Raw genomic sequence first — 16,368 nt, 5'->3', positions numbered from 1 at the left:
ATCGGACCTGTCTCCTCGCGCTCCGTCAACCTCTCCCATCGGGAGAGGTCGGCGCGTAGCGCCGGGTGAGGGGTTAGGGTCCCACGATAGAGGAGCTGATCCCCTCACCCGATTTGCTGGCGCAAATCGACCTCTCCAATGGGAGAGGTGATTCTTCGCTACTGAGATACTGGAGATTAGAAATGAGCACCTACAAGGATATCGGCGTCGAGAAGGTCGGGCATGTCGGCACCATCGAGATCCGCCGACCGCCGCTGAACTTCTTCGACATATCGCTGATCAACCAGATCGCGGATGCGCTGGAAGAGTTCGATCGCGACATCGAGATCCGCGCTTCCGTGCTCTCAGCGCAGGGCAAGGCGTTCTGCGCCGGCGCCAATTTCGGCGATCCGGCGCGGCAGGCGCAGGAAGCGCGCGAAGCCGACAAGAAGGGCGATCCGGCCGACAGCCTCGGCCCGATCAACCATCTCTACATCCAGGCGGTGCGCATCTTCCGCGCCAAGAAGCCGATCGTTGCCGCCGTTCAGGGCGCGGCCATCGGCGGCGGACTCGGGCTCGCGGTGTCGGCCGATTTCCGCGTCGCCTGCCCCGAGGCGCGCTTCTCCGCGAACTTCACCAAACTCGGCTTTCATCCCGGCTTCGGCCTGACCGTGACGTTGCCCGAGCTGATCGGCAAGAACAACGCCGAGCTGATGTTCTACACCAGCCGCCGCGTCACCGGCGAGGAGGCCTACAAGTGGGGCCTCGCCAACGAGCTGGTGCCGCAGGACCAGGTGAAATCGGCCGCGATGAAGCTCGCCGGCGAGATCGCCGAATGCTCCCCGCTCGGCCTGCTCTCCACCCGCGCCACCATGCGCGCCGGCCTCGCCGACCGCGTCATGGCCGCGACCAACCACGAGCTCGCCGAGCAGACCAGGTTGCGCGCGACGGAAGACTTCAAGGAAGGTGTGAAGGCGACGGAAGAGCGGCGCGCGGCGAATTTCAAGGGAAGGTAGTTCTGCCCCGCCGTATCTCGTCGCGGCGGTCTCGACCCGTCATCCTGAGGTGCGAGCAGCACGGTGCATAGCGCCGTGCTGAGAGCCTCGAAGGATGAACGGCCGGGCCAGTGGCCGTCGCCCTTCGAGGCTCGCCGAAGAGGCGAGCACCTCAGGGTGACGGATAACGAACAGGATCAGCTCACGCGAAACGTCACCCCGCTGAGCAGGAACTCGTTCCCCGCAACCGCGTGCCCCTTAGCTCGCGCGGCATGCAGCACCTGAGCCGCGTCGGTCACCCGAAACTCCAGCGCGCTCATGATCTCGCTGGCGCCCTTCACGAAGCGGAAGGTTGCGTTCGGCAGCTTCAGTTCGGCATCGCCACTCGGCGCAATCCCGATGATCTTCCCCCAGTGCTCCGCCAGCCCCTGCGGGTCCGGGCTCTGCATCTCCACGGCCGTCAGCGCCTGCGTCACATCCTTGCGGATGAATTTCTGCCAGTCGGGCCCCGCCGGCGGATAGGGGCCCAGAATGTCGTCGCTGCCTTCGGTGTGGTTGAACTCGATGAAGGCGGCGCGGCAGTCGCGCGGGTGGAGCTGCACGCCGTGATAGGGCGCATGGTCGATGACGTTGGCGGTGCGCACGCCGAGCGCGTTGGCGTTGCGGCCGCGCTCGTCCGGATCGTTGCAGCAGAAGATCGCCATATAGCCGCCGCGGCCGCCGGTCTTCTCGATGAAGCGCCCCGCCGTGGTGCCGTCCTTGAAGGGCGCCACCACCTCGAGCAAGATCGCGTCGACCGGGAGCAGCGCGTTCTCCAGGCCGTATTTGGCGACATTGCCGTCCCGATAGCAGACGGAAAGGCCCATGATCTCCGCGATGTCGGAAACGACGGGCGCGAGCTGCGGCGCGACCAGGCAGATCTGCCGCAACCGCATATAGGGCGCCATGGTCATGCGCCCTTGAATGTGGGTTTGCGCTTCTCGACGAAGGCCTTGGCGGCCTCCTTGTGATCCTCGGTGTCGCCGCAGCGGGTGTGATGGATCGCCTCGCCGTCGAAGCAATCCTCCAGCGCCAGATGCTCGGCATTGTTGATGTTGCGCTTGATGAAGCCGAGCGCAATCGACGGGCCCTGCGCCAGCGACAGCGCGAGCTCGTGCGCGGCGGCATCGATCTCGGCGTCGGGCACGACCCTGGTCACCATGCCGATCGCATGCGCTTCCCTGGCGGTGAGCACCGGCGACATCAGATAGAGCTCACGCGCCCGCGCGCTGCCGAGCAGTTGCGTCAGGAAATAGGTCCCGCCGTAATCGCCGGAGAATCCGACCTTGGCGAAGGCGGTGGTGATCTTGCAGGATTCGGAGGCGATGCGCAGGTCGCAGGACAGCGCCATCGACAGGCCCGCGCCGGCCGCGGCGCCATCGAGCTGCGCCACCACGGGCTTGGGCATCTGATGCAGGATGCGCGAGACCTCCATGCCGCGGCGCAGATTCGCAAGCTTCTGCTCGAACGGCAGCGGCGCGCGGCCTGCCGCCATCGACTTGACGTCGCCGCCGACACAGAAGGAGCCGCCCGCGCCCTTGAACAGCACCGCCCGCACCTCCGGATCATCAGCCGCGCGCCGCGCCGCTTCGACCAGCCCGGCGACCATGTCAGGGTTGAGCGCGTTCTTCCGCTCCGGGCGGTTCATCGTGATGGTGAGCAGCCCGCCTTCGAGCTTCTGCAGGACCATGTCGTTGCTCACAGGACGTCTCCCTTGTTGTTGCTTTGCTCCGTCGTTCCGGGCTCGCGCAACGAGAACCCCGGTGCGCGATTGCGCACCTGAGAACCTCGAGATCCCGGGCTCGCGCTCACGCGCGCCCCGGGATGACGCTTCGCGTCACTTCTTCACCAGCGGGCAGCGCGACTGCTCCAGTGACTGGAACGCCTCGTTGCCGGGGACGGTGGCGAGCAGCTTGTAGTCGTCCCAGCGGCCCTTGGACTCCGACGGCTTCTTCACCTCGAACAGGTACATGTCGTGGATCATGCGGCCGTCCTCGCGGATCTTGCCATTCTTGGCGAAGAAGTCGTTGATAGGCGTCTCCTTCATCACCTTGATCACCGCCGCGGCGTCGGTCGTGCCGGCTGCCTTCACGGCTTTCAGGTAATGGGTGACGGAAGAATAGACGCCGGCCTGCGCCGAGGTCGGCACCCGCTTGGTACGCTCCATGAAGCGCTTCGAGAAGGCGCGCGTGTCGTCGTTGAGGTCCCAGTAGAACGCCTCGGCCAGCAACAGGCCCTGCGCGGTCTCGAGCCCGATCGAATCGATATCGGAGACGAAGGCGAGCAGCGGCGAGACCTTCTGGCCGCCCTTGGTGATGCCGAACTCGGCCGCCTGCTTGATCGCGTTGACGGTGTCGCCGCCGGCATTGGCGAGCCCGATGACTTTGGCTTTGGAGGCCTGGGCCTGCAGCAGGAACGAGGAGAAATCCGACGTGTTGAGCGGATGGCGCACGCTGCCGAGCACCTTCCCGCCGGTCTTGGTCACGACGCTGCCGGTGTCCTTCTCCAGGTCCTGGCCGAAAGCGTAATCGGCGGTGAGGAAGAACCAGGTGTCGAGACCCGACTTCACGGCCGCAAGGCCGGTCACGTTGGCCTGGCCGTAGGTGTCGAACACGTAGTGCACGGTGTAGGGACCGCAGGCCTCGTTGGTGAGACGGATCGAGCCCGGGCCATTGAAGATGATGATCTTGTTGCGCGCTTTCGCGATCTCGCCGGCAGCAAGCGCGGTCGCGGAGGCCGCGACGTCGTAGATCATCTCGACGCCCTGGTTGTCGAGCATGTCGCGGGCGATGTTGGCGGAGAGATCCGCCTTGTTGAGATGGTCGGCCGCCAGCACCTGGATCTTGCGCCCCAGCACCTCGCCACCGAAATCCTCGACGGCCATTTTGGCCGCAGTCTCGCTGCCGGGACCGGTGATGTCGGCATACAGGCTCGACATGTCGAGGATTCCGCCGATCTTCAGCGGCGGCTTGTCCTGAGCCTGCGCGGCGCTTGCACTCAAGGCAAAAGCGGCGGCAAAAATGCCAGGCAAAAGTCTCTTCATCGAAAACGATCTCCCTTTATCGCGCCGTACTCTGATGGCGGCTTGGTTATTGCTCTTGGCTATAGCTGTTCGCTATCGCTATTGCCGCAATCCTGCCGCATGCGCAACAGCGCAGCAAGCGCGCGGGTGTTGAGAGCACACGATTGCCGCGCGCGTTTTCCGCAAAGCGGAATGGTGAGATGCGGAAATGCGCCTCCGCGCCGTCATTGTGAGGAAGACTCTTCGCGGCTCACGACGCTTGAGTTATGATCCGCCCGCAACGCAACCTCTCCGGGTCACGTGACGCGACTGCTTCATCTCATCGTCGCATGTCTTCTCGTCGCGAGAAGCGCCGCGCTCGCCAATCCGTGCCAGTTCGAATCCCAATCCCAAGACGAAGGCCGCGTTGCCGCGATCGTCGATGCGCGCAGCGTGCGTCTCGACGACGGCCGCGAAATTCGCCTTAGCGGGATCGAGCCGACGGCGACGACGAAGCAGGCGCTGACATCGCTGCTCGCCGGCCGCGACGTGATACTCCGCGGTGCTGACGACACGCCCGATCGCTACGGCCGCCAAGGGGCGCTGGTCTTCATCGGCGGAAGCGACACCCCGGTGCAGGCCACGCTGCTCGCCCGGGGCGACGCCATGGTCTCCGCCGAGATCGCGGACAAGGACTGCGCGGCCTCCCTGATGGCGTCAGAAGCCGCGGCACGGCGCCAAAAAATGGGCAGCTGGGCTGACCTGTCGGCCATAAAAAACGCGGAAAGTCCGGACGATATTTTGGCGGAGATCGGGCGCTTTACGGTGGTCGAGGGCAAAGTCCTGTCGGTCCGGCAAGCTGGGGCAACGACCTACCTCAACTTCGGACGGAACTGGACACGTGGCTTTGCCGTGACTATTTCAAAGCGCACGCTGCCGGCGTTCGAAGGCGCCGGTATCAGCCTTAAGTCCCTGGAGAATCGGCGTATTCGAGTTCGGGGCTGGGTTGAGGGGAGTACGGGGCCGCGCATCGATGTGCGCCTCGTGGGGCAGGTCGAGTTGCTGGGCGCAAACGAGCCGACAGGGGTAAGGCCTTAAGATCAGGCCAGGCACGGGTTAAGCGACGTGGATGGGGTGCTAGAACGGCACGTACGGGTTGAACGCCGCCGCCTGCGGGCGGCGCCGGCCGCGCTGTGCCTTGTTCTGGGCACGGCTGTTCTCGCCGGTTGTGGCGATATGGGCCGGTTCCAGACCGCGGCGGCCCCGGCGACCGTCATGATGCCGAAGCCGAAGCCCGCCGTGGCGCAAACCCCCGCCACCGAGAAGGAGCACGAGCGCATCCTGGCGAGCTATGGCGGCACCTATGACGATCCCAGGCTCGAGGCGCTGGTCAGCAAGACCGTCGACCGGCTGGTCGCGGCTTCCGACCGCCCCGATCAGGGCTACAAGGTCACCATCCTCAATTCCGGCGCGGTGAACGCGTTCGCGCTGCCGAACGGCCAGCTCTATGTCACGCGCGGCCTGCTCGCGCTCGCCAGCGACACCTCCGAATTGTCTTCCGTGCTCAGCCACGAGATGGCGCATGTGCTGTCCAAGCACGCCGCGATGCGCGAGGACCAGGCCCGCCAGGCCGCGATCGTCACCCGCGTCGTCACCGACATGAGCAACGATCCCGATCTCACCGCGCTTGCGCTGGCCAAGACCAAGCTCACCATGGCGAGTTTCTCGCGCAAGCAGGAGATCGAGGCCGACGGCATCGGGGTCGGCATTTCCGCCAAGGCACATTTCGATCCCTATGGCGCGGCGCGCTTCCTCTCGGCGATGGAGCGCAATGCCGAGCTGAAGGCCGGCAAGAGCTCGCTCGATCCGCGCGCGCAGGATTTCACTTCGTCGCATCCGGCAACCCCGGAACGCGTGCAGAACGCGCAGAATATCGCGCGGCAATACACGGCGCCGGAGGGCGCCGAGCGCGACCGCGAAAGCTATCTCGCCGCGATCGACAACCTCGTCTATGGCGAAGATCCCAGCGAAGGCTTCGTCCGCGGCCGGCGTTTCCTGCATCCGAAGCTCGGCTTCACCTTCCAGGCGCCGGACAATTTCACGCTCGACAACACCGCGCAGGCCGTGATCGGCGTGCGCGAGGGCGGCGCGCAGGCGATGCGCTTCGACGTGGTGCGCGTGCCGGCCGAACAGTCGCTCGGCGACTACCTGAATTCGGGCTGGATGGAAGGCGTCGAGAAGGCGTCGACCGAGGATCTCACGATCAACGGGTTTCCGGCAGCGTCCGCCACCGCCAAGGGCGATCAGTGGCAGTTCAAGGTCTATGCGCTGCGCTTCGGCAGCGACGTCTATCGCTTCATCTTCGCGACACGGCAGAAGTCGACCGAGAGCGAGCGCAACGCGCGCGAGACCGTCAACTCGTTCCGTCGCCTGACTCTCGAAGAGATTCAGGCCGCGCGCCCGCTGCGCATCAAGGTCATCACCGTGCAGCCCGGCGATACCGTGGAATCGCTCTCCCACCGCATGGCCGGCGTCGATCATCCCGCCGAGCGCTTCCGCGTGCTGAACGGCCTCGATCGCACCGCCCAGGTGAAGGTGCGCGATCGCGTGAAGATCGTGGCGGATTGAGGCAACGGTCGGCGCCGTAGGGTGGGCAAAGCGCAAGCGTGCCCACCATCCCTCAATGATAGCGACAGGTGGTGGGCACGGCGCGATGCGCCTTTGCCCACCCTACGACACTACGACACCTGTGATGCGGCGACGACGCGAGCCTAACGCCCCGCGTCCATGTCGCCCGCCTCGCGCTGGCCGCTGAGCCAGAGCGCGAGCAGGGTCCAGAACGCGCCCGAGAGCAGATACGCACCCGAAGCGATGACGCCGAGATTGGTGGCGAGCAGCAGCGCCACCAGCGGGGCAAAGCCGGCGCCGAACAGCCAGGCCATGTCCGAGGTCAATGCCGAAGCCGTGTAGCGGTATGTCTGCCGGAAGTTCGAGGCGATCGCGCCGGAGGACTGGCCGAAGGACAGGCCGAGCAGGATGAAGCCGATCACCATGTAGATGGTCTCTCCGAACGCGCCGGCATCGAGCAGCTGCGGGGCAAAGCCGCTATAGATCGCGATCGCGATCGCCGATCCCATCAGCAGCGATTTGCGTCCGACGCGGTCGGCGATGATGCCGGAGATCACGATCGCGGCGACACCGAACATGGCGGCGACGATCTCGATGATCAGGAAGCGCACCGGGCTCTCGCGGGTGAACAGGAACACCCAGGACAGCGGAAACACCGTGACCATGTGGAACAGCGCGAAGCTCGCCAGCGGCGCGAATGCGCCGAGCATGATGTTCTGGCCTTCGCGCGCGACGGTCTCGGAGATGCGCGAGGGCTGCAATTCGCGGGTCTCGAACAGCGTGGCGTATTCTTCCGTCGTCACCATGCGCAGGCGCGCGAACAGCGCCACGACGTTGATGGCGAAGGCGACGAAGAACGGATAGCGCCAGCCCCAGTCGAAGAGATCATCCGCGGAAAGATTGCCGGCGAAATAAGCGAACAGCGCGCTCGCCACGATCAGTCCGAGCGGGGCGCCGAGCTGCGGCACCATCGCGTACCAGCCGCGCTGGGAGGACGGGGCGTTCAGCGCCAGCAGCGAAGCCATGCCGTCCCAGGCGCCGCCCCAGGCCAGACCCTGCGCAATGCGCGCCAGCGCCAGCAGCCAGATCGCGGCGACGCCGATCTCGTGATAGCCGGGCAGGAACGCGAGCGCCACGGTGGCGGTGCCGAGCAGGAAGAGAGCCGAGATCAGCTTTGCCGTCTTGCCGTAGGCACGGTCGATCGTCATGAAAATGACGGTGCCGATCGGCCGGGCCATGAAGGCCAGCGCGAAGATCATGAACGAATAAAGGGTGCCGGTCAGTTCGCTCGCGAACGGAAACACCAGGCGCGGGAACACGATCACCGAAGCGATCGCGAAGACGAAGAAGTCGAAGAATTCCGAGGTGCGGCCGATGATGACGCCGATAGCGATCTCGCCGGGACTGGCCTGGTCGTGGCCGTGCTCGCCCGTGTGGAGGTCTGCCATTGCGGGGGTCTGTGCCGTCGCCATTCGTGCGCCCTTAACGTCCTGAAAACCAAAGCCGACCGCCCGGCCGAAGGCCAGGCAATCCGGTTCTGTCTGTCCCAACATTCTGCACTGCAACATTGGACAAATTGTCCAATGTCCGGATTGTTGCGTCGCAGCTACCCGTTGCCCCCGCAAAGGAAACTCATTCTCAAAGGCTCGGCCCGTGTCTCGTCTCAAGATCCTGGCGCTACTACCCCTGGCAGTTGCGCTCAGCGGCTGCAACTACGTCGTGCTGGCGCCAGCCGGCGACATCGCTGCCCAGCAGCGCGACCTCGTCATCATCTCCACCGTCCTGATGCTCCTGATCGTCCTGCCCGTGATGGCGCTGACGGCGCTGTTCGCCTGGCGCTACCGCCAGTCCAACACGGCGGCTCGCTACGAGCCGGAATGGGACCATTCGACCAAGCTCGAGCTGGTGATCTGGTCGGCGCCGCTGCTGATCATCGTCTGCCTGGGCGCGCTGACCTGGATGGGCACGCATCTGCTCGATCCGTACCGCACGCTCGGCCGCATTCATGCCGACCGCGCCGTGGACCAGTCCAAGGCCCCGCTCGAGGTCGACGTCGTCGCGCTCGACTGGAAGTGGCTCTTCATCTATCCGGGCTACGGCATTGCCACCGTCAACGAGTTGGCGGCGCCCGTCGATCGTCCGATCAACTTCCGCATCACCGCCTCCTCGGTGATGAACTCGTTCTACATCCCCGCGCTCGCCGGCCAGATCTACGCAATGCCGGGCATGGAGACCAAGCTCCACGCCGTCGTCAACCACCCCGGCACCTACAAGGGGTTCTCGGCGAATTACAGCGGCGCCGGCTTCTCCGGCATGCACTTCAACTTCAAGGGCCTCGACGACAAGGGCTTTGACGCCTGGATCGCCAGCGCCAAGTCGGCCGGCGGCGCGCTCGGCCGCGCCGAATATCTCCAGCTCGAAAAGCCCAGCCAGAACGAGCCGGTGCGGCGCTGGGGCACCGTCGATGCCGATCTCTACCGCCTGATCCTCAACATGTGCGTCGAGACCGGCAAGATGTGCCAGAGCGAGATGATGGCGATCGACGCCAAGGGCGGCGCCGGCCATCAGGGCCTGAACAACACGCTGCCGCTGGCCTACGACAAATACGCCCGCCGCGGCACCGCGCTTGGGCCGGAGCCGAGCTTCGTCGCCGGCACCTGCACGCCGGATGCGCCGCAGGGCAAGACCACCGCCTCGATCACGGCCCCGACCGACACCATGCCGCTCATCGGCGCCGGCCTGAAGCGGCCGTCGTTCACGCCGCTCAAGTCCTCGTCCTTCTTCCTCGGACAGCGTCCGAAGTCAGACTCCTAATAGAGATCCAGCATGTCTCCTGATTTTCTCAAGCTCATCTTCGGCCGGCTCACCTTCGAGTCACTGCCGCTGCACGAGCCGATCGTCGTCGGCACTTTCGTGGTGGTCGCGCTCGGCGGCGCGGCGCTGCTCGGCGGCCTCACCTACTTCCGTCTCTGGGGCTATCTCTGGCGCGAGTGGTTCACCACGGTGGACCACAAGCGCATCGGCATCATGTACATGATCCTCGGCATCGTGATGCTGCTGCGCGGCTTCGCCGACGCGCTGATGATGCGCGGCCAGCAGATGCTCGCCTTTGGCGGCTCCGAAGGCTATCTCAACGCCCATCACTACGACCAGGTCTTCACCGCCCACGGCGTGATCATGATCTTCTTCGTGGCGATGCCGCTGGTCACGGGCCTGATGAACTATGTCGTGCCGCTCCAGATCGGCGCACGCGACGTGTCGTTCCCGTTCCTGAACAATTTCAGCTTCTGGATGACGGTCGGCGGCGCGGTGCTGGTGATGGCCTCGCTGTTCATCGGCGAATTCGCCCGCACCGGCTGGCTGGCTTATCCGCCACTCTCGAACATCGGCTACAGTCCCGATGTCGGCGTCGACTATTACATCTGGGCGCTGCAGGTCGCCGGCGTCGGAACGACGCTATCCGGCATCAATCTGATCTGTACCATCGTCAAGCTGCGGTGCCCCGGCATGACGATGATGAAGATGCCGGTGTTCACCTGGACCTCGCTCTGCACCAACGTCCTGATCGTCGCCTCCTTCCCCGTCCTGACCGTGGTGCTCGCGCTGCTCTCGCTCGACCGCTACGTCGGAACCAACTTCTTCACGAACGATTTCGGCGGCAGCCCGATGATGTACGTGAACCTGATCTGGATCTGGGGCCACCCCGAGGTCTACATCCTGGTTCTCCCCGCTTTCGGCATCTTCTCCGAGGTCACCTCGACCTTCTCGGGCAAGCGGCTGTTCGGCTACACCTCCATGGTCTATGCCACGGTCGTCATCACCATCCTGTCGTACCTGGTGTGGTTGCACCATTTCTTCACGATGGGTTCGGGCGCCAGCGTCAATTCGTTCTTCGGCATCACCACGATGATCATCTCGATCCCGACGGGCGCGAAGATGTTCAACTGGCTGTTCACGATGTATCGCGGCCGCATCCGCTACGAACTGCCGATGATGTGGACGATCGCCTTCATGCTGACCTTCGTGATCGGCGGCATGACCGGCGTTCTGCTCGCGGTGCCGCCGGCCGACTTCGTCCTGCACAACAGCCTGTTCCTGATCGCGCATTTCCACAACGTGATCATCGGCGGCGTGGTGTTCGGCGCGTTCGCCGGTATCAACTACTGGTTCCCGAAGGCGTTCGGCTTCAAGCTCGATCCGTTCTGGGGCAAGATGTCGTTCTGGTTCTGGGTCACCGGCTTCTACCTCGCCTTCATGCCGCTCTACGTGCTCGGCCTGATGGGCGTGACCCGCCGCCTGCGCGTGTTCGAAGACCCCTCGCTTCAGATCTGGTTCGTCATCGCCGCGATCGGTGCCCTCTTCATCTTCATCGGCATCCTCTCCATGCTGATGCAGTTCGCGGTCAGCCTGCTCAAGCGCGAGCAGCTCAAGGACGTCACCGGCGATCCCTGGGACGCGCGTACGCTGGAATGGGCGACCTCCTCGCCCCCGCCGGACTACAACTTCGCCTTCACCCCGGTCGTTCACGACAATGACGCGTGGTGGGACATGAAGAAGCGCGGTTATCAGCGTCCGCTCACCGGTTTCAAGCCGATCCACATGCCGAGCAGCACCGGCACCGGCATCATCCTCGCCGGCTTCGCCACCGCGATGGGTTTCGGCCTGATCTGGTACATGTGGTGGCTGGCGGCTGCGAGCTTCATCGCGATGCTCGCCGTCGGGATCGGCCATACCTTCAACTATCACCGCGACTTCGACATTCCGGCTGAAGACATCATCCGGACGGAGGACGCGCGCACCAAACTGCTCGCCGGAGCCAAGTAAATGACTGTCGCTGTCAATCCCTCGCAAACCGGCGAGCCGGTCTTCTATCTCGCCGACGAACATCCGCACCCGGAAGGCTGGAGCACCGCGCTCGGCTTCTGGATCTACCTGATGAGCGACTGTCTCATCTTCGCGATCCTGTTCGCCACCTACGGCGTGCTCGGCGGCAATTATGCCGCCGGCCCCGCCCCGAAGGACCTGTTCGACCTGAACCTGGTCGCGGTGAACACCTCGATGCTGCTGCTGTCGTCGATCACCTATGGCTTTGCCATGCTGACGATGCAGCAGAACAAGGTCGCCCAGACCCAGATGTGGCTGGCGATCACCGGCCTGTTCGGCCTTGCCTTCATCGGCATCGAGCTCACCGAGTTCGCCCACATGATCCACGAGGGCGCCACGCCGCAGCGCAGCGCCTTCCTCTCGGCCTTCTTCACCCTGGTCGGCACCCACGGCCTGCACGTCTCGTGCGGCCTGATCTGGCTCGTGACGCTGATGGTGCAGGTCCAGAAGTTCGGCCTGATCGAGGCCAACCGCCGCCGCCTGATGTGCCTGTCGATGTTCTGGCACTTCCTCGACGTGGTCTGGATCGGCGTCTTCACCTTCGTCTATCTCCTGGGAGTTCTGCGATGAACACCGATACCCACGCCGCCCATGCGGACCATCATCACCACGGCGACGGCCACGCCCACGGCACGTTCTCGACCTATCTGCTCGGCTTCGTGCTCTCGGTGGTGCTCACCGCGATCCCGTTCTGGCTGGTGATGAGCGAGGCGCTTCCGAGCAAGCAGATCACCGCGCTGGTCATCATGGCCTTCGCGGTCGTGCAGATCGTCGTGCACATGATCTACTTCCTGCACATGAACACGGCCTCCGAGAACGGCTGGAGCATGATGGCGCTGATCTTCACCATCGTGATGGTGGTGATCGCGCTGTCCGGTTCGCTGTGGGTGATGAGCCACCTCAACAGCAACATGATGCCGGTGCATCAGATGCCGGGAATGAACTAAGCGAGACTCCGAAGTGAGCAAGACCCGGACCGTGACGAGCAAGCCAGGGGGGACGCGCAGCGAGGCTGTGCGCGCCCCTTCCTTGTGGCTCACGGCGCTCTTGCTCATCGCCTTTGCAATTCTGGGCGCGCTCGGAGTTTGGCAGATCGAACGCCGGGCCTGGAAGCTGGCGCTGATCGACCGCGTCGAGCAGCGCGTTCATGCTCCGGCGCAGCCGGTTCCCTCGCCCACGTCATGGCCCACCATCAGCGCCGCGAACGACGAATACAGGCACGTCAGCGTCAGCGGCCGTTTCCTGCATGACCGCGAGACTCTGGTTCAGGCCGTCACCGAGGAAGGCCCGGGCTATTGGGTGCTGACGCCGCTGAAGCGCAGCGACGGCACGCTGGTGCTGATCAATCGAGGCTTCGTGCCGTCCGAGCGGCGCGACGCGTCGACGCGCAGGGGCGGCAATCCCGACGGTCAGGTCGAGATCACCGGCCTGATCCGCGTGACGGAGCCGAAGGGCGGATTTCTCCGGGACAACGCGCCCCAGCACAACCGCTGGTACTCACGCGACGTCGCCGCGATTGCGGCGGAACGCGGCCTTCACGACGTCGCACCCTTCTTCGTCGATGCCGACGCCGGATCACAAATCGCCGGCGGTCCGATCGGCGGATTGACCGTGATCCGCTTTCCCAATAACCACCTGATCTACGCGCTGACGTGGTTTGCCCTGGCTTTCATGCTGGCCGGTAAACTCTTCGTCACATTCGGCGGCGGGCTGTTCCGCCGCAAGCGCTTCGTCCACGAAACGGCCGGCGGCTCCGATGCCATCGCCCGCAGGACGGGATCAGATGCTGGAACGATCGTCGAGCCGACCTGACGACGGGAAAACGCTTTCCCAGACGCTTGCGCGTGACGGGCTGGCCGTCACGCTGCAGTCGCAGGCCGATGCGCGCAGCGAGCTGATCGGCAGCGCTCCGACCGACGACGAGACCAACCGCAAGAACATGGCGCTGTTGATCCAGCTGCGCTGGACCGCGGTGGTCGGCCAGATCGTGACCATCGGCGCCGTGCATTTTGGTCTGGGCATCCCCCTCCCATTGGAGCGGATGGCCGCGGTCATCGGCGCGCTGGTGCTGCTCAACGTCTCCAGCCTGGTCTGGGTGCGCCATCGCGCCGCGATCACCAACAACGAGCTCCTGGTCGCCCTGATGCTGGACGTCGCCGCGCTGACCGCGCAGCTCTATTTGTCCGGCGGCGCCACCAATCCCTTCACCTCGCTGTTCCTGCTCCAGGTGACGCTGGGCGCGGTGCTGCTCGATGCCCGCTCGACCTGGTCGCTGGTCGCGCTGACCTGTGCGAGCTTCGTCTGGCTGACATTGGCCTACCGGCCGCTCGACCTGCCGCCCAATCCGCTGAGCGAGACCTACACCCTCACCGTAACAGGCATGCTGCTCGGCTTCGTCCTCAACGCCGTGCTGCTGGTGGTGTTCGTCACCCGCATCAACAGGAACTTGCGCCAGCGCGATGCGCATCTGGCGGCGCTGCGTCAGCATGCCGCCGAGCAGGACCACATCGTGCGCATGGGCCTGCTCGCCTCCGGCGCGGCACATGAGCTCGGCACGCCGCTCGCCTCGCTCTCGGTGATCCTCAGCGACTGGCGTCGCATGCCGGATCTCGCCGCCGATCCGGAGCTTGCCGAGGATCTTGCGGAGATGGAGACATCGCTGCAACGCTGCAAATCGATCGTCACGGGGATCCTGGTGTCGGCGGGCGAAGCGCGCGGCGAAGGCTCCTCGCCGACGACGGTGACGGCCTTCGTCACGGCACTGGTCGAAGAGTGGCGCAACGCGCGCTCGGCGCGCACGCTGTACTTCGTCAACACGTTCGGCGAGGACGTCGCGATCGTCTCCGACGTCGCGTTGAAGCAGGTGATCTTCAACGTGCTCGACAATGCCTATGAGGTCTCGCGCGACTGGGTCGAGCTCGTGGCCGAGCGCGAAGGCGACAATCTCGTGCTGTCGATCAGCGACCGCGGCCCGGGTTTTGCGCCGGAGATGCTGGCGCAGCTCGGCAAGCCCTACCACTCGAGCAAGGGACGCGCCGGCGGCGGGCTCGGCCTGTTCCTGGTGGTGAATGTCGTACGCAAATTGGGAGGCACCGTGACCGCCGAGAACCACAGGAAGCGCGGCGCCACGGTGCGCCTGACGTTGCCGCTCGCAACGCTCGCGATCGGAGGGAATTTTGACGCCTGACCGCTCCCTCATCGTCGTCGAGGACGACGCCGGCTTCGCCCGCACGCTGAAGCGCTCCTTCGAGCGCCGCGGCTACGAGGTCGTGCTCGCCGCCTCGATCGAGGAGGTGCGCCAGGTGCTGGAGCAACGCTCCTTCGGCCACGCCGTGGTCGACCTCAAGCTCGGCGGCGCCTCGGGCCTTGCCTGCGTCGAGCTCTTGCACACGCATGATCCGGACATGCTGATCGTGGTGTTGACCGGCTTTGCCAGCATCTCCACCGCCGTCGAAGCGATCAAGCTGGGCGCATGCCACTATCTGGCAAAGCCGTCGAACACCGATGACATCGAAGCCGCCTTCAACAAGGCCGAAGGCAACGCCGAGGTCGCGCTCGATGCGCGGCCGACCTCGATCAAGACGCTGGAATGGGAGCGCATCCACCAGACCCTGATCGAGACGGAGTTCAACATCTCGGAAGCGGCTCGACGGCTGGGCATGCACCGGCGGACGCTGGCAAGGAAGCTCGAGAAGCGGCCGGTGAGGTGATGAAAGCGTCGCGCGTCGTTTGACGAAGACTCTCTCCTCTCGTCGTCCCGGCGAACGCCGGGACCCATAACGCGGAATCTATCGTTGCGATCGGTAGGCGTACCGAACGACCAATCTTCGTCAAATTTCTCCCTGGGGCTATGGGTCCCGGCGTTCGCCGGGACGACATCGAATTTGTTGAGATGCCTTTGCGCAAAGCTCCGGTCGCTCCAGATGACGATCCCCAAACAAAAAGCCCGGCCGAACGGCCGGGCTTTTGATCTCTTGCGTTCGACGCGGGGCTTACGCCGCCTCGTCGGCGACGGTGGTGTCGTCGCCATCGGTATCGTCCGACTCACCCTCGGCATCCGCGTCGGCTTCGCCCTCGGCGGCTTCCGCCTTGGCGTTGCGGCGCGGGCTCTTGGCGAGCTGGGCTTCGATCTCCTTGACCGCTTCGGTCTCGGTCGAGTGCTGCACCACCGCGATCTCGCGGGAGAGACGGTCGAGCGCCGCTTCATAGAGCTGGCGTTCGCTGTAGGACTGCTCCGGCTGCGACTCCGAGCGATAGAGATCGCGCACGACTTCCGCGATCGCGACGATGTCGCCCGAATTGATCTTCGCTTCGTATTCCTGGGCGCGGCGCGACCACATGGTGCGCTTGACGCGGGCGCGGCCCTTGAGCGTCTCCAGCGCCTTCTTGACCAGCGCCGGATCGGACAGCTTGCGCATGCCGACATTGGCGACCTTGGCGGTGGGCACGCGCAGCGTCATCTTGTCCTTGATGAAGTTGATGACGAACAGCTCGAGCTTCGCACCGGCGATCTCCTGCTCCTCGATGGCCAGGATCTGGCCGACGCCATGAGCGGGATAGACGACGAACTCGTTGGCCTTGAAGCCCTGACGCTGGGTCACGACCTTCTTTTCCTCGACCTTCGGCGCAGCAGCGGGCTTGGCAGCCGGCTTCGCCGCCGCGGGAGCCTTGGCAGGCGCAGCAGCAACAGGAGCCTTCGTCGCGGGCTTGGCAGCGGCAGCGGGAGCCTTGGCAGTTACCGGCTTTGCAGTCACAGGCTTGGCAGCAGCAGGCTTGGCAGCGGTCGCTTTCGCGGCCGGTTTGGCAGTCTTGTTAGGCATTGCGCTTCTTTTGTTCTTCGAG

Annotated in this window: 15 protein-coding genes; 10 read left to right on the top strand and 5 right to left on the bottom strand. The window is 64.8% G+C overall.

Annotation, left to right across the window (positions count from 1 at the left end):
• Nucleotides 1-182: 182 nt before the first annotated feature.
• Nucleotides 183-995, top strand: a complete 813-nt coding sequence (locus AC1RQP_RS16405) for an enoyl-CoA hydratase/isomerase family protein (protein ID WP_239620250.1) — start codon at nt 183-185, stop codon at nt 993-995.
• 176 nt (nt 996-1,171) lie between these two features.
• Here AC1RQP_RS16405 and AC1RQP_RS16400 read toward each other — a convergent pair whose 3' ends face one another.
• The 3 genes from AC1RQP_RS16400 to AC1RQP_RS16390 all read right to left on the bottom strand — a co-directional run bounded on the left by AC1RQP_RS16400 (nt 1,172) and on the right by AC1RQP_RS16390 (nt 4,056).
• On the bottom strand, nt 1,172-1,921 hold the full coding sequence (locus AC1RQP_RS16400) for a VOC family protein (protein ID WP_492937707.1): 750 nt from the start codon (nt 1,919-1,921) through the stop codon (nt 1,172-1,174).
• A 2-nt stretch (nt 1,922-1,923) separates the two neighbouring features.
• Complete coding sequence (locus AC1RQP_RS16395; RefSeq protein WP_124162768.1) at nt 1,924-2,715, bottom strand: enoyl-CoA hydratase; 792 nt, start codon at nt 2,713-2,715, stop codon at nt 1,924-1,926.
• Nucleotides 2,716-2,850: 135 nt separating this feature from the next.
• A complete protein-coding gene (locus AC1RQP_RS16390; protein ID WP_239620246.1) occupies nt 2,851-4,056 on the bottom strand; it encodes an ABC transporter substrate-binding protein in 1,206 nt (401 codons plus the stop codon).
• 279 nt (nt 4,057-4,335) lie between these two features.
• Between AC1RQP_RS16390 and AC1RQP_RS16385 the strand changes: the two genes are divergently transcribed.
• Nucleotides 4,336-5,112, top strand: a complete 777-nt coding sequence (locus tag AC1RQP_RS16385) for a thermonuclease family protein (protein WP_492937706.1) — start codon at nt 4,336-4,338, stop codon at nt 5,110-5,112.
• A gap of 177 nt (nt 5,113-5,289) precedes the next feature.
• Nucleotides 5,290-6,642 (top strand): M48 family metalloprotease, encoded by a 1,353-nt coding sequence (locus tag AC1RQP_RS16380; RefSeq protein WP_492937705.1) that lies wholly within the window; start codon nt 5,290-5,292, stop codon nt 6,640-6,642.
• Nucleotides 6,643-6,785: 143 nt separating this feature from the next.
• On the opposite strand, the gene AC1RQP_RS16375 is transcribed toward AC1RQP_RS16380, so the two are convergent.
• Nucleotides 6,786-8,114, bottom strand: a complete 1,329-nt coding sequence (locus AC1RQP_RS16375; RefSeq protein ID WP_492937877.1) for an MFS transporter — start codon at nt 8,112-8,114, stop codon at nt 6,786-6,788.
• 181 nt (nt 8,115-8,295) lie between these two features.
• On the opposite strand from AC1RQP_RS16375, the gene cyoA reads away from it, so the two are divergent.
• From cyoA to AC1RQP_RS16340, 7 genes are read left to right on the top strand one after another with little or no spacing between them, the layout of a single operon-like run.
• The gene (gene cyoA / locus AC1RQP_RS16370) at nt 8,296-9,456 is read left to right on the top strand and encodes a ubiquinol oxidase subunit II (RefSeq protein WP_492937704.1); all 1,161 of its coding nucleotides are present in this window, start codon (nt 8,296-8,298) and stop codon (nt 9,454-9,456) included.
• Between the two features lie 12 nt (nt 9,457-9,468).
• Entirely contained in the window at nt 9,469-11,466 is a 1,998-nt protein-coding gene (cyoB, locus tag AC1RQP_RS16365; protein ID WP_492937703.1) for a cytochrome o ubiquinol oxidase subunit I, read from the top strand.
• Nucleotides 11,467-12,096 carry a cytochrome o ubiquinol oxidase subunit III gene (cyoC, locus tag AC1RQP_RS16360; protein WP_239620239.1) on the top strand — a complete coding sequence of 210 codons (630 nt, stop codon included), beginning with the start codon at nt 11,467-11,469 and terminating at the stop codon, nt 12,094-12,096.
• Entirely contained in the window at nt 12,093-12,473 is a 381-nt protein-coding gene (gene cyoD / locus AC1RQP_RS16355; protein WP_492937702.1) for a cytochrome o ubiquinol oxidase subunit IV, read from the top strand. Before cyoC ends, cyoD begins: the two co-directional genes overlap by 4 nt.
• Before the next feature lie 13 nt (nt 12,474-12,486).
• The gene (locus AC1RQP_RS16350; RefSeq protein ID WP_492937701.1) at nt 12,487-13,338 is read left to right on the top strand and encodes an SURF1 family protein; all 852 of its coding nucleotides are present in this window, start codon (nt 12,487-12,489) and stop codon (nt 13,336-13,338) included.
• Nucleotides 13,310-14,713, top strand: coding sequence for an ATP-binding protein (locus AC1RQP_RS16345; RefSeq protein ID WP_239620235.1), 1,404 nt, complete (start codon nt 13,310-13,312; stop codon nt 14,711-14,713). Before AC1RQP_RS16350 ends, AC1RQP_RS16345 begins: the two co-directional genes overlap by 29 nt.
• Nucleotides 14,703-15,236, top strand: coding sequence for a response regulator transcription factor (locus AC1RQP_RS16340; protein ID WP_492937700.1), 534 nt, complete (start codon nt 14,703-14,705; stop codon nt 15,234-15,236). Before AC1RQP_RS16345 ends, AC1RQP_RS16340 begins: the two co-directional genes overlap by 11 nt.
• Before the next feature lie 282 nt (nt 15,237-15,518).
• On the opposite strand, the gene AC1RQP_RS16335 is transcribed toward AC1RQP_RS16340, so the two are convergent.
• A complete protein-coding gene (locus AC1RQP_RS16335) occupies nt 15,519-16,346 on the bottom strand; it encodes a CarD family transcriptional regulator (protein WP_239620233.1) in 828 nt (275 codons plus the stop codon).
• Nucleotides 16,347-16,368: the final 22 nt, after the last annotated feature.

The organism is Bradyrhizobium sp. GW821-FHT13H06 (assembly GCF_058803975.1).
The sequence above is the reverse complement of the archived record's forward strand: the minus strand, read 5'-3'. Positions and strand labels throughout refer to the sequence as shown.